Source organism: Mycoplasmopsis edwardii (assembly GCF_900476105.1).
In the GTDB taxonomy this organism is placed as follows: Bacteria; Bacillota_I; Bacilli_A; order Mycoplasmatales; family Metamycoplasmataceae; genus Mycoplasmopsis; species Mycoplasmopsis edwardii.
In genome coordinates this window covers 701,942-716,114 of sequence record NZ_LS991951.1, presented here as the reverse complement: position 1 = coordinate 716,114, position 14,173 = coordinate 701,942, and the positions used below count along the sequence as shown (strand labels likewise).

The 14,173-nt window shown below is 28.2% G+C and carries 14 protein-coding genes and 2 tRNA genes; 9 read left to right on the top strand and 7 right to left on the bottom strand.

Translation table 4 applies throughout. The annotated features are described in order from the left end of the window. The first annotated feature begins 92 nt into the window (after window positions 1-92). On the top strand, window positions 93-407 hold the full coding sequence (locus tag D2846_RS03035) for a thioredoxin family protein (RefSeq protein ID WP_117275706.1): 315 nt from the start codon (window positions 93-95) through the stop codon (window positions 405-407). Between the two features lie 60 nt (window positions 408-467). Here D2846_RS03035 and D2846_RS03030 read toward each other — a convergent pair. After that, a tRNA-Thr gene (locus D2846_RS03030) sits at window positions 468-543 on the bottom strand. Window positions 544-602: 59 nt separating this feature from the next. On the opposite strand from D2846_RS03030, the gene msrB reads away from it, so the two are divergent. Beyond that, the gene (gene msrB, locus D2846_RS03025; RefSeq protein ID WP_117275704.1) at window positions 603-1,040 is read left to right on the top strand and encodes a peptide-methionine (R)-S-oxide reductase MsrB; all 438 of its coding nucleotides are present in this window, start codon (window positions 603-605) and stop codon (window positions 1,038-1,040) included. A gap of 31 nt (window positions 1,041-1,071) precedes the next feature. On the opposite strand, the gene pip is transcribed toward msrB, so the two are convergent. The 3 genes from pip to rpmG all read right to left on the bottom strand — a co-directional run bounded on the left by pip (window position 1,072) and on the right by rpmG (window position 3,282). After that, on the bottom strand, window positions 1,072-2,022 hold the full coding sequence (gene pip / locus D2846_RS03020; protein WP_223211512.1) for a prolyl aminopeptidase: 951 nt from the start codon (window positions 2,020-2,022) through the stop codon (window positions 1,072-1,074). Further along, window positions 1,997-3,055, bottom strand: a complete 1,059-nt coding sequence (locus tag D2846_RS03015; RefSeq protein WP_117275700.1) for an aminopeptidase P family protein — start codon at window positions 3,053-3,055, stop codon at window positions 1,997-1,999. The genes pip and D2846_RS03015 overlap by 26 nt, the downstream gene beginning before the upstream one ends. 74 nt (window positions 3,056-3,129) lie before the next feature. Beyond that, window positions 3,130-3,282 (bottom strand): 50S ribosomal protein L33, encoded by a 153-nt coding sequence (rpmG, locus tag D2846_RS03010; protein ID WP_117275698.1) that lies wholly within the window; start codon window positions 3,280-3,282, stop codon window positions 3,130-3,132. Window positions 3,283-3,784: 502 nt separating this feature from the next. Between rpmG and D2846_RS03005 the strand changes: the two genes are divergently transcribed. Further along, on the top strand, window positions 3,785-4,009 hold the full coding sequence (locus D2846_RS03005) for a hypothetical protein (protein WP_117275696.1): 225 nt from the start codon (window positions 3,785-3,787) through the stop codon (window positions 4,007-4,009). Between the two features lie 67 nt (window positions 4,010-4,076). Here the strand turns inward: D2846_RS03005 and D2846_RS03000 are convergent, their stop codons facing one another. From D2846_RS03000 to D2846_RS02990, 3 genes are all read right to left on the bottom strand, one after another. Then, a complete protein-coding gene (locus D2846_RS03000; RefSeq protein WP_117275694.1) occupies window positions 4,077-6,020 on the bottom strand; it encodes an ABC transporter ATP-binding protein in 1,944 nt (647 codons plus the stop codon). An 11-nt stretch (window positions 6,021-6,031) separates the two neighbouring features. Then, on the bottom strand, window positions 6,032-7,822 hold the full coding sequence (locus tag D2846_RS02995; protein ID WP_117275692.1) for an ABC transporter ATP-binding protein: 1,791 nt from the start codon (window positions 7,820-7,822) through the stop codon (window positions 6,032-6,034). 154 nt (window positions 7,823-7,976) lie between these two features. Then, a tRNA-Arg gene (locus tag D2846_RS02990) sits at window positions 7,977-8,053 on the bottom strand. A 95-nt stretch (window positions 8,054-8,148) separates the two neighbouring features. Between D2846_RS02990 and mnmA the strand changes: the two genes are divergently transcribed. Genes mnmA through hpt form a run of 6 tightly spaced genes read left to right on the top strand, consistent with a single transcriptional unit; the run spans window position 8,149 to window position 14,099 of the window. Next, on the top strand, window positions 8,149-9,270 hold the full coding sequence (gene mnmA, locus D2846_RS02985; protein ID WP_117275690.1) for a tRNA 2-thiouridine(34) synthase MnmA: 1,122 nt from the start codon (window positions 8,149-8,151) through the stop codon (window positions 9,268-9,270). 7 nt (window positions 9,271-9,277) lie between these two features. Then, window positions 9,278-11,902, top strand: a complete 2,625-nt coding sequence (gene alaS / locus D2846_RS02980) for an alanine--tRNA ligase (protein ID WP_117275688.1) — start codon at window positions 9,278-9,280, stop codon at window positions 11,900-11,902. Beyond that, window positions 11,890-12,321 (top strand): Holliday junction resolvase RuvX, encoded by a 432-nt coding sequence (gene ruvX / locus D2846_RS02975; RefSeq protein ID WP_117275686.1) that lies wholly within the window; start codon window positions 11,890-11,892, stop codon window positions 12,319-12,321. Before alaS ends, ruvX begins: the two co-directional genes overlap by 13 nt. After that, entirely contained in the window at window positions 12,321-12,974 is a 654-nt protein-coding gene (locus tag D2846_RS02970) for a BC85_0335 family putative methyltransferase (RefSeq protein WP_117275684.1), read from the top strand. Before ruvX ends, D2846_RS02970 begins: the two co-directional genes overlap by 1 nt. A gap of 39 nt (window positions 12,975-13,013) precedes the next feature. Further along, entirely contained in the window at window positions 13,014-13,502 is a 489-nt protein-coding gene (greA, locus tag D2846_RS02965) for a transcription elongation factor GreA (RefSeq protein WP_117275682.1), read from the top strand. Between the two features lie 51 nt (window positions 13,503-13,553). Continuing rightward, window positions 13,554-14,099: a hypoxanthine phosphoribosyltransferase gene (gene hpt / locus D2846_RS02960; RefSeq protein ID WP_117275680.1), complete on the top strand. Its 546-nt coding sequence runs from the start codon at window positions 13,554-13,556 to the stop codon at window positions 14,097-14,099. Window positions 14,100-14,173 lie beyond the last annotated feature (74 nt).

The window sequence follows — 14,173 nt, the reverse complement described above, 5'->3', positions numbered from 1 at the left end:
TTATAAAAAGTTAAATTTTTGACTCTTTTTGTTTAAAAATTTAACTTTATTTATTTTTTGTGTATAATAATTACATAAAGAAAGAGGTACTTATGTTACGTGAAGTAAACGCACAAGAAGCTTTAGAATCAATTAAAAGCGGTAAAAAATTATTAGTTTTCCACGCATTATGATGTGGTCCATGTAGAATGTACAAATCTACATTAGAAGAACTTGCTGAGAAAAATGGTGTTGAAGTTTTAAGAGTTAACATCGAAGAAAACAGAGAATTTGCAACACAAGCTGGTGTTCGTTCAATTCCTTACTCACAAGTTTACGAAGATGGAAAAATGACAAAAGACTTACTTGGTTTTAGAACATATGATGATTTAGTTTCAGAACTTTCAGATTTTGTTAACAAAAAATAAAACAAAAATTCAAGTCTTATGGCTTGAATTTTTGAATAAAAAAACTCACTTAGTGAGATATGGTGCCGACAACTGGACTTGAACCAGCGACCCCTTCCTTACCATGGAAGTGCTCTGCCTGCTGAGCTATGACGGCAACTTTCTTTGTTATTATATCAAAATATATTTATGGTTTAATTAAATTAAAGGAGTAAAATGTTTAATAAAGAAAAAAGATTAAAAGAGCTTACAGAATTACAATATAAAATCACTCAAGAGGGTTACACAGAAAGACCTTTTACAAATGAATTTGATAATCATTTTGAAAAAGGTATTTATGTAGATATAGTTGATGGAACACCACTATTCAAGTCAACTGATAAATACAATTCAGGATGTGGATGACCTGCTTTCAGTAGACCGATTAATGATAGCGTTATTAACGAGTTCATGGATTACTCACACAATATGAAAAGAGTTGAAGTTAAAAGTAAAAATGCTGATTCTCACCTAGGACATGTATTTAACGATGGACCTAGAGATAAAGGTGGCTTAAGATATTGTATTAACTCAGGTTCTTTAAGATTTATTCCATTTGATCAACTAGAACAAGAAGGATATCAAGATCTAATAACTTTATTTGATGAAGAATAAAAGATACCTCCCACCCAGGGAGGTATTTGTTTTATCAAGTTTTAATAACTTTTTTAAGTGTGTTTCATAAGTTTTTATCAAGTGAAGTATGCCCTGCTTTATCTACTAAATGAAGTTTTGATTTAGGTAATTGCTTATGCAATAAATAAGCACCAATTGGTCTACAATCAATGTCTTGTCTACCATGAACAATATCAATTTCAATATCTTTTAAAATCTTAGCGTTCTCTAAAATATAATTATCTGTTTCAAAGAAGCACTTATTTATAAAATAATAAACTTCCATTTTAGCAACTGCTAAATTATCATCGATATCTGACTTACTAAGTCTTTTTTTAGGCTTAAAAGATCTAATTGAAACAAGACTGCGTTCTCAATTAGAAAAGATTCTAGCACCTTCTTCTTGTTCGTGTTTGGTACCATTTTTAAATAAATAATGATATTTTTCAAGTACAGACTTACCAGGGTATTTATTAACAAAGTTTTTGTATTCTTCAAAAATATCTGGGTAAAAATCACTTGCGCCATTTGCTTCATATAGATAATCAATATCTTCTTGGCGACCCAAAAACAATGCACGAAGCAATATTTTAGACACATTTTGAGGATATTTTAATGCATACATTAAAGCAAGTGTAGTACCTCAACTACCACCAAATAAATGAATTTTATTTAACTTAAGATGTTTCCTTAAAATTTCAATATCATCAACTAAAGTATGAGTATTATTTTCTTGTAATTCAAGGAAAGGTAAGCTTTTACCAACACCTCTTTGATCCATGAATATTAATTTAAATTTGTTAAGGTCAAAGAGTTCTTTAAGTATATAAGTACTTCCACCACCTGGCCCACCATGTATTATGAAAACAGGTATCCCTTCTTTGCTTCCATGTATTTCATAATAAACCTTATGAATGTTAGAAACTCTTATGTAATTAGATTCTATTAATGAATTATTATAAAGGTTTTTCATTTGTTTCATCTGGTCTTGAAAATACGTAGTAACCATTTTCAGTTACTAAAACATCATCTTCAATTCTAGCTCCGCCAAGCCCTTCAATATAAATTCCAGGTTCAACTGTAATAATCATACCTGGTTCTAAAACTGTTTCAGCTCTTGAAGACACTGAAGGTAGTTCATGTACATCAATACCAAGCCCATGCCCTGTTGAGTGTGTAAAGTATTCTGCATAACCTTTTGAAGCTATATAGTCTCTACAAATTCTGTCAATATCACTTGTTTTAACACCAGGACGAACAGCTTTTCTACCTAATGCAGCGGCTTCTTTTACAATTTGTAAAATTTCTTTTGCTTTTGGATTTGCTTTAGCTTCATCACCAATAAAGAATGTTCTTGTGATATCAGCTGTATAACCTTTATATTTAGCCCCAAAGTCCACTTTTAATAAATTATTATCTTCAATTAACTTATCTGTTGGGTGATGATGTGGTTCAGCTGAAGAAGCAGCTGATGCAATGATTTCATCAAATCCTTCTTTATCTCCACCATGCTTTTTAAGTAAAAAGTTTAACATTGCAGCGGCATCTTTTTCACTAACACCTGGTTTTACTCATTGCTTGAACTCTTCTAATGCTGAAAGTGAAATATCAACTACTTTTTGCATTATTTTTAATTCTTCTTTTGATTTAACAATACGTAATTCTTGTGCATTTACTCATACAATTTCTTTAGGTTTAACTAAACTAATAATACGATCTTGAACTTGTTTGATTAAGTAATCTTCTTCTAAAGCTATTTTAGAGAATTTTCTTTCTTCAAATCATTTTTTCATTAAATTACCTTGAATCAAAACAATATCAACGTTTTTTGCAAATTTTGTAGCATACTCAATGTATCTACCATCTACAAATAAAGTTGCCTTATCTTTTTCAATAACTATAAATCCATCAGTTGTTTCAATTCCTGAATATCATAATCTTGTTTGTGGTGCTTCTGAAATTAAAGCATCAACACCATGTTCTAAAAACATTTTTTCTAATCTTCTTCTGTCCATATTTTGTCCTTTCAAGTATATTTAAATTTTATTAAATTTACCAATTAAAGTTAATAAAAAAAGAACGAAAAGTTCTATTTTTTTTCTTTATGATTTGTGTGAGCATTACATTTTGAACAATATTTAATTAATTCAACTTTTTCAGGATGGTTTTTCTTGTTCTTTTTAGAAATGTAGTTTTCCATTTTGCAATTTTGACATGCTAATGTGTATCCTTCTCTTGCCATTTTTGCTCCTTTATATTATTTTGTTTAAAACATTTGAAATGAATAATTTAAATTATATATTAAAAAACATTTTTCAAAAATTAAAAATTTCTAATGTCACTTAAAATTATTGATTCAAATTTTTATTTGTTTCTGTTCATGAATTTTAAGATGAACATATTTATTTTTTAATCATAATATAAATATAAGTTATTATTTTTACAGACTTTTTGATTCATTTTAATTTTTTAAAAGTAGCTTGAAAATATTAGTGACAATAACGAGAAAAATGAATTAAAAAATAAGTTAAACAAAAGTTCACTACACTTGCTGTAAATTCTGTTAAAAGAGAAGCTATTGATTATAAATTAGCTACCAAAAACAAGCATATAATGCACTTTTAAGAGCTAATTTAGAAGAAAGAGGTGGTTTAAGAGAAGGAGATAGAGTTAAAGAATGAATTGATAAAAGTTTCCGCATAGAACTTTCGGATTGATGAATTGGAATTATTGTTGATTCTAACATGGATATTAAGGCTAAATATAAGTGAGTAAATGATATTGCTTTAACAGTTGACGATATTAATGCAATAAAAATCTTATTAAATAGATTTAAAGAACAAGATCATACAGAAATATTAAAAAGAATTAACGATGAACCACATGACGTATACATTGTTCCTCGTGATTTGTTACAAATAAATGAAATATATAATGAAAATACTTTTTTCATTAAACATAATGCTTAACGTTTTTTATTTACTTTAAATTGCATAGAAAAAGCAATCTATAATGAATATAGATTGCTGGTATATCTTATTTTTCATCAAATTGTGATTTGTATAAATTATAGTAAAAGCCTTTTTGTTCTAGTAGTTCGTCATGTGTACCTTGTTCAATTATTTTACCTTGGTCAATAACAATTATTTTATCTGCGTTTTTAATAGTGCTTAATCTATGAGCAATAATAAATGAAGTTTTATATTCCATTAAGTGCAACATTGAATCTTGAACTAATCTTTCAGTACTTGAATCAATGTTAGAAGTAGCTTCATCTAAAATCAAAATGTTTCTGTTAGACAAAATTGCTCTTGTCAATGAAATAAGTTGTTTTTGACCTTGTGAGATGTTTGCTCCATTATTTTCAATCATTGTATGATATCCATTTTCCATACCTAATATAAAGTCATGTGCTTTAGTCAATTTAGCAGCATTAATAATTTCTTCTTCTGTTACATTAGGGTTAGAAATTTTAAGGTTATCAATAATTGTTTCATTGAATAAGAATGAATCTTGTAAAACAATTGTTAGGATTTCTCTAAGATTGTTTGTATCAATTTCTTTAAGCTCAAAGCCATCGATTTTGATGCTTCCATCATTATAATCATAGTATTTTGATAGTAAGTTAATAATTGTTGTTTTACCAGCGCCTGTAGGTCCTACAATAGCGATTTTTTGACCCCTATGAGCTTTGAAAGAGGCATCATTTAATTGGTATTTATTTGATTCCTCAAGGTATTTGAAATATACATTTGAAAATTCTACTTCACCTTTAACTGATTTATATTCAAATTGATTGGTTTTATCATTAAAGAATTTTCATGAGTAAAATCCGTACGGATCATCATGTGATGTTTCTTGTAAAAGAGAGTTTTCATTGTTAAATGAAACTTTAACAATTTTGATTTTTTGGTTTTCTACAAGAGGTTCTTTTTCTTGTAATAACTTGTGGATTCTTGTTGTAGAAGCAACCCCTACCTGTGCATTGAAGATTGTTCCAAGTGCATTTTGAAATGGACCTAAAAAGTTTCAATTAAGTGAGATAAATGTAACAATTAGTCCAGGGGTAAAAATCATTGTGTTTTCACCAATAATTCCAGGTATCCCTCAAACTTCTTCACCTTTTAAATAAAAGATCGCAGCTAAAGCAGTGATTATTAAGATAATCGAGTTAGACATGATATTGTAAATAGTTTCAAAACTTCTTGCTATCATGTCACTTTTGAATGCTGTATCTCTAATTTCTTTTGTAATTTTTTGAAATTGAGATAACAATTCACTTTGTTTATCAAATGAGTTAGTGATTTTAGTATTTGCCAAGGTTTCTTCAACAAATGCATTAAGTTTACCAAAAGCATTTCTCACATAAATAAAGTGTGGCTGTGCCTTTTTAATTAAAAACCCTATAGCTGCAAACATTATTAAAGTAATTGGGATAACAATTAATGTTAATTTAGTTGATACAATAAACATCATTATTATTGAGATAAAAATATTAATTGCAGCATTAATAACTGCAGAAAAAACTTGGTTTAGTGAAAATGCTACGTTAGTGATGTCTACAATCAATGTTGAAATTAAATCTCCGGCTTTGTTTTTATCATAAAAGTTAATATTAAGTTTTAACATTTTCCTTACTAATCTTGTTCTTATTTTAGCGGCTGAATTAAAACTTACTTTTACAAAAACTATTGATTCTATATACCTGAATATTCCATATAAAATAAAACAAACTAATAAAGCACCTAATGTTCAAAAGAATCTTGTAGTTTCAAAATCACTTGCTTGAACTCCGTTTTTTGCTAATGGTTCAAAGAATTGTGAAACAATTGAACCAATTAGAAAACTTCCTGTGATATATGAAATGGCATTAATTAATGAAAATAATGTTCCAAGCCAAATTAACTTTTTAAAATCAGATGCAAATGAAAAAAGAAGTTTTAATGTTTTTCAAGTTGATACTTTTTCTTTATGTTCCATAACTTCCTTTCTTACTGATTTAATTGATTTTTATATACATCTTCATATCATGGACATGAAGCTACTAATTCTTCATGTGTACCACTTGCAATGATTTTTCCATTATCAAGCACAATGATTTTATCTGCATGTTTAATTGAGTTAATTTTTTGAGAGATTATAACTGTAGTACAGTTATAACTTTCATTAATATTGTTAATAACTTTTTTTGTTGTTATATTATCAAGGGCGCTAGTTGTATCATCTAAAATAAGAACTTTTGGCTTAGTTAGTAAAGTTCTAGCGATTGATAACCTTTGTTTTTGACCACCAGAAAGGTTTTTACCTCTTTGTTCTATTTTATGATCAAATGTATCTGAGAAACTATTAATAAACTCTGAAGCGCAAGCAGCATTTGTTGCATAATTTAATTCTTCTTGTGAAGCATCTTCTTTTGCAAATAATAAGTTAGTTTTAACTGTTCCTGAATATAATAATGCTTCTTGATAAACAACCCCAACACTATTGTGTAAACTTCTAGAATTAATTTGCGAAACTTCTTGGCCATCTATCAAAATGTTTCCTTGCGAATATTTCATATTATTAATAAGTAAGTTAGCAATTGTTGATTTACCAGAACCTGTAGGTCCTATAATACCTAATGTTTCACCTTCGTTAATTTTGAAGTTAATATTTTCTAATGCATAATGTTCAGCTGTATCAAAATATTTAAATGAAAAGTTTTTGAATTCAATCGAGTAATTTGATTTATTTGGATCTAAAATTTTACCTTCTAATACTTTAAGGTTATCATATTTAGCATCAAGAATTTCGATAATTCTTTTTGAAGAAACTTTAGCTCTAAAGAAAGTTCCTAAGAATTGTCCAAACATCGAAACTCCTAAAGCCATCATAAATTCATACTCAATAAAAGTATTAATTTTAGCAATTAATTGTGGAATATCTTGATTCGGGTTATCAATAAATAATTTATATGATCCAATAAAGATTAAAACAACAATTAAGTTAACTGAGAAAAAGAAAAAAGGCATACTGATCGCAAATATATTAAAGATTTTAGTATTGTTACCTAGTCATTTAGTATTTGCATCATTAAATTTATTAAATTGGTATTCTTGTAAATTATAAGCTTTGATAAATCTAGCACCTAAGATTGTTTCATTAACAGCTTTGGTATTTGCTTCTAATGTTGCTCTTCCTTTTTTGATTAAAGGCATAACTTTAATTAAAATATAAATAATTGAACCAACTAATAAAGGCACAATTGCAACAATAGTTAAAGTTAATGTTAAATCAGTAACTAAAGCAAATGTAAGACCAAAAGCAATAAATAATGGTGCTTTAATTAAGGCCGATGTAGCACCAATCAAGAAGTCTCAAAAGATTGCAACATCATCATCAACTCTTGTAATTAAACTTTCAACAGTGAAGTGCGAAATATCTTTAAGACTAAGTTTTTGATATTTTTTATATAAGCTATCACGGTAAAAATTGGACGCATTTTCACCTGCTCAAATAATTATTCATAAACTCACAAATGAAGTAATAGCGCCTAAAACAATTAAAGTAACTGTAATGGAAATTAAAAATGTTAGTGCCTTTTGAAATGTATTTGTTGCAAATATAACATGTTTAAATAAGTGAATTGAAAATTCAGAGTCCTTATTAATTAATAATGGCAAGAATTGCGAAATGAAGATTGGTGTCATCATTGTCAAACCAACATTAATCAATAAAACAAATATTCCCAAGAAAAATTGAAACTTTGTTTTTCTTGGTAAAATTTTGAACATTTTTATCATCATTAACCCCTTTCTAATAAATCAAATATATTTACAATTTTACTAATTTCTAGCTATTTTCAAAATAGACAAAAAGTTTTAAAAAAGTCCACTTGCAGTGGAAATTTCATTTAATTATTAGTGTGAAGAAATACTAAAAAAGTGTATAAAAAAATGGCGATCACGAGAGGATTCGAACCTCTGACCACAAGCTTAGAAGGCTCGTGCTCTGTCCAGCTGAGCTACGCGACCACGCTAATATATTTTAGCATATTTAATATAAGTTTAGAAAAAATTATTTATAATTTTTATTAATTATATTAATAACTAAAAACAAAGAGGTAAGTATGGAAAAAGCCAAAAGAGTTGTAATAGGAATGAGTGGTGGAGTCGATTCATCTGTAGCAGCATATTTATTAAAACAGCAAGGTTATGAAGTTGTTGGTTTATTTATGCGTAATTGAGATAGTTTAGCGAACAATGACATTTTAGGTAACAACACATTAGATTCAAATATCTGTACTCAAGAAATTGATTATAATGATGCCAAATTAGTAGCTGATAAATTAGGCATCCCGCTTTATAGAGTTGATTTTGTTCATGAGTATTGAACAAATGTCTTCCAAAACTTTATTGATGAATATAAAAAAGGAAGAACTCCCAACCCGGATATTTTATGTAACAAGTATATTAAGTTCAACTCATTTGCAGATCACGCTTTTAACGAACTTAAAGCTGATTATATAGCAATGGGACATTATGCTAAAGTTGAAGAAGGTCACTTATTTAGAGCTAAAGATGAAAATAAAGATCAAACTTATTTCCTTGCTCAATTAACTAATGAACAACTTAAAAAAGTTATAATGCCTCTTGCAAATTTAGAAAAACCCGAAATTCGTCAAATCGCAGCTGAGCTTGGATTAGCAACAGCAAGCAAAAAAGATTCAACAGGAATTTGTTTTATTGGAGAAAGAAACTTTGGACAATTCTTACAAAACTATATCCCAGCACAAGAAGGAGATATTGTTGATATTACAACTAATAAAAAAGTTGGCAAACATGTTGGGTCATTTTACTACACAATTGGACAAAGAAAAGGATTGAACCTTGGTGGTATGAGTGAGCCATATTATGTTTGTGGACATAATATTAAAGAAAACATTGTTTATGTTGCACCAAGCTCAAGACCAGAGTACTTATACTCAGATAGTTTAATTGCTTCAGGTTACACATTTAATAATAATGAATTTGATAAAAATAATTTAACTGCTAAATTTAGATATCGCCAAAAAGATATTCCAGTTTCAATTGAAATTTTAAATGATCAACAAATTAAAGTTTCTTATCCTTCAAAATCATCGGCAGTTACACCAGGGCAACAAATTGTATTTTATGATGGTGATAAATGTATTGGTGGTGCAACCATTGATGAATTATTTATAAATGATAGAAAAATAACATACTTATAGGAGAATTATGAATTCAAAATTAATTAGAGAAAAATGATTAAAGTTTTTTGAAGGTAAAGAGCACTTTATTGTTCCTTCAAAAAGTTTAGTTCCACAAAATGACCCTTCATTATTATGAATTAACAGTGGAGTTGCTACTTTAAAAGATTACTTTTCAGGAAAAAAAGTACCACCTGCAAGAAGGTTAACAAACTCACAAAAAGTTATTAGAACAAATGATATTGAAAATGTCGGAGTAACAGCAAGACACCACACATTTTTTGAAATGTTAGGAAACTTCTCAATTGGTGATTACTTCAAAAAAGAATCAATTGAATTTGCTGCTGAATTCTTGCTTAAAGAACTTAAGTTAGAAAAAGATAAACTTTACTTTACATACTACTTTGATGACTTAGAAACAAAAAACCTTTGAATAGCTCAAGGATTTGATGAATCACACATGATTCCAGGTGATAAAAGCACCAACTTCTGAGAAGTTGGTTCAGGACCTTGTGGACCAAACACAGAAATATTTTATGACCGTGGTGAAAAATACGATACTAGAGGAATTGAGTTACTTAAAAATGATATTGAAAATGATAGATATATTGAAATTTGAAATATTGTTTTCTCAACATTTAACTCAGATGGAGAAGGTAACTATATAGAATTAAAGCAAAAAAACATTGATACAGGGGCTGGTTTTGAGCGTATTGTTTCTATTTTACAAGACGCCCCAACAAACTTTGATACAGATTTATTCTTGCCAATTATTAAAGAAATTGAAAAATATACTAAATTTAGATATCAAACAGAAAACTACTTTATTAAAGATAAAGCACAGGAAGAAATTAATACATATTTTAAAATTATCGCAGACCACATGAGAACTGTAGTGAATGCTATTTCTGATGGGGCTAAACCATCAAATGTAGGTCGTGGGTATATTATTAGAAGACTTATTAGAAGAAGTTTATATGTTGCTATGCTTTTAGATATTAATGAACCAATCTTGCACAAACTTGTAGAAGTTGTTAAATCAACATTGCCTTATGAATATGAAACAGAAAATATCATCAAAATTATTATTGATGAAGAAGAAGCATTTTCAAGAACAGTTGAAAATGGTAAACAACTTTTAAATGACCATATTCAAGAAGGTCAAAAAGTTTTTGATGGTGCTTTAGCATTCAAATTATTTGAAACATATGGTTTCCCTATTGAATTAACTGCAGAAATCTTACAAAAAAGAAACATCGAAATTGATTATAAATCATTCAATCAAGCTAAAGAAAAACATGCAGATGCAAGTAGAGGAAAACAAGTATCTGGAATGGATAAAGTAATTAACTCATTAACTATCTTAAAAGAAAAAGTTGATCAATTTATTGGTTATGAACACCAAACATCCGAATCTAAAATTTTATATTTATTAGATACAGAAAATAAAATTAAAGAATCTAAAGGTATTTCATATTTAGTATTAGATAAAACACCATTTTATGCAACAAGTGGGGGTCAAAAACACGATAGAGGATACATTCTTCAAAACAACAATAAACTTGTTATTTTAGATGTGTTTAAAGATAAATACGGAAACCACATTCATAAAGTAGAAGGAAATATTAATTCACAAGACCCTGTTAAATGTTTTGTTGATAAAGACATTAGATTAGGGCTTGAGAGAAACCACTCTGGTACACACTTCTTATTTAGTGCTTTAAGAAATGTTTTAGGTACACAAATTAAGCAACTTGGTAGTGATAATAATGAAGAACGTTTAACATTTGACTTTCCTGCTGATCAAAAACCAACTGAAACAGAAATTAAAGAAATCGAAAATTTAGTTAGAAGCTACATTAAAATGCATTCTGATAGACACTACTTAATAATGACAACTGATGAAGCTAAAGAAATTGGTGCAATTATGACTTTAGAAGAAGCGGAATACATGGATCCTAAAGCGGTTAGAATCGTTAAATTTGATAATATTACAGCTGATTTATGTGGTGGTACACACTTAGCAAATTCATCAAAATTAGAAAACTTCAAAATTACAAACGTCGAGAAAAAAGCTGCTGGAGTATTTAGAATTAGAGCAATTTCATCAAATGACTTAGTTAATGAATACCTTTCAGAAGAACTTGATAAATTGATTTTAGAAGTTGAAAAATTAATCGACAGAAATATTGATTTAAAAGCATCATATTCATTTGATTTAAACATTCCTAAAGATAAGGAAGAAGCAATTGAATATATTAAAAATGCAATTGAAACAGTTAGAAAAGACTTTATTGCACTCAACAAAGAAAAAGAAAGCTCATTTGAATTTGATTATGAAAATATTGCTTTTGAAGTCGTAAATGGAAAACAAGTTTACTTCTCTAATTCATTATCAAAAGAGAACTTAAAAACTGTTGCTTCAACACTTAGAGAAAAATACAATGATGCAATCTTTATTTTGGTAAGTAATGACGCACAGGATGCAATGTTAGTAGTCGCTTCAAAATCATTGAACTCAAACTTAGTTGCACAAGAAATATTCAAGAAATTCAATGGACGTGGTGGAGGAAACGCGATTTTATCAATGGGTAAAATTGCAAATCCAGACATCAAAGAATTTGTTCTAAACGAGTTAAAATGAGAAAACTAGGGCTTGATATTGGGTCAGCATCATGTGGTTTTGCGATCACTGATGAATCAGAAATTATTGCAACATCATTAGTCAATTTAAAATTTAATGAACGCGATTTTGAGCAAATTTATAAACAAATTGAGCAATATCTTAAAGAATACAAAATTGATGGTTTTGTAATAGGTTATCCCTTAAAAATTGATGGACAAAAAAGTAGCACAACTTTAATGGTTGAAGAAGTTGCAAGCCAAATTAAAGAAAAATTTGGGTTACCAATGATGTTTATTAATGAACAATATTCAACTAAAAAAGCACATGATATTATGATTGATGCTGGTTTATCTAGACAAAAAAGAAAGCAAAAGAAAGATAAATTAGCTGCACAAATTATTTTGCAAGATTACTTAGAATATTACAGATACAAATGAGGTAAATAATGAAACTATGGTTAGGTATTAGTGCAATTGTTGCGTTTGTAATTGGTTTTGGTATTTATTTTGGAATCATCATTTGAACTAAAAGATATACTAAAAAATATGTTGAAAAAGCGCAACGTGAAGCAATTGAACAAATTAGGTCATTAAGAAATGAAATTGGTATTTTACCTTTTGAATTAGAAAACTATTTTAAAAATAAAGTTAATGCATATGATATCGAAGGTATTATCAACACAGTTTTCTTAAACAAATATAACTCTAAGTTAATTATTGCCAATAATGAAGAATTCAGTTTTGCTTGTGTAAGTTTAAAAACTAATGGTGAAACATATTATGAAGTAGATGAATTTGATTTAGAAAAATATAACAAAGCAAGATTAGAAAAACCTGAGTTATTTCCAAATCAAATATCAATGTACCAAGGTCAAAATATTGATTTTTTAGGTGTATTCGAATCAAAACAATCATTAGATGACTTGTTCAATAATTATTTTGATAAGTTAAATGAAAATGGAATGTTAGCTATTTCTCTAAAAAAATATTCTAGAAAAGACTTGTCAAATTTACTTGAGACATTAAAACATAAAAAGATTCAACATGAAATTTCTTATATTTCAACTAGATTTCTTTTTATTACTAATAAAAAACAATAAATATAGTAAAATAAAGCATATACAATTTATGGAGTAATTATGAGCGATACAAATAACAAAAGAATAATTTTATCTCAAGAAAAATTCAATGAATACAAAAAAGAATACGACCGTTTAATTAACTTTGAACGTCCGGCTGTTCAAGAAGCTTTAAAGGAAGCACGTGCACAAGGTGACCTTTCAGAAAATGCTGAGTATGATGCAGCTAGAGAAAAACAAGGTATTGTTGAAGGACGTATTAGAGAACTTGAAGCAATTTTAGACCAAGCTGATATTATTTCTTCAAATGCAAATAAAACAGATGAAACAATCAGTATTAACTCACGTGTTGAATTCCACAACCTTGAAAGAAATACAATTGAAACAATTCAAATTACAGGATCACACGATTCAGATCCATTTGAAGGTAAAATCTCTACACAAAGCCCATTAGCTATTGCTATGTTAGGTAAAGTTGCTGGTGAAGAAGTGGAAGTTGAAGCTCAAAAGAAATTCATGATTAAAATTTTAAAAGTAGAACACTTATAATAATATAAGACCGTATTTTCTTGCGGTCTTTTTTATAAAGAAAGGATTAATATGAAAAAACACCCAATGATTAAAGAAATTTTATATTCACAAGAATTTATTGAAGAAAAAATCTTAGAGTGCTCAAACTGAGTAAATGAAACTTATAAAGATTCAAAAGATTTAATAATAGTTGCTTTATTAAAAGGTTCAATTCCATTTTTAGCACAATTAATTAAAACAGTTGAAGTAGACCACTCAATTGACTTTATTACAGCTAGTAGTTATGCAGGTTCACATGCCACATCAGGTAGTGTTAAAATCATTATGGATTTAGCGCAAGACATAGAAGGCAAAGATGTTTTAATCGTTGAAGATATTATTGATAGCGGAATTACCCTAGACAAAATTAAAAATATGCTATTAAGCCGTAAGCCAAAATCATTTAAAATTTTAACTTTAATGGATAAACCACATAATAGAAAAACAGCTCTTAAAGCAGATTATTCAGGATTTTTAGTAGAAGACAAATTCCTTGTCGGATTTGGTTTAGACTATAAAGAAAAGTTAAGAAACCTACCTTACATTGGGGTTTTTGATGAAAAATTCTTAAAATAACTTGGAAAAGTTATTTTTTTATCCAAAAATAACAGGAAGTTAACTTTTTTACTCTTGATATATCAAGTATGTGG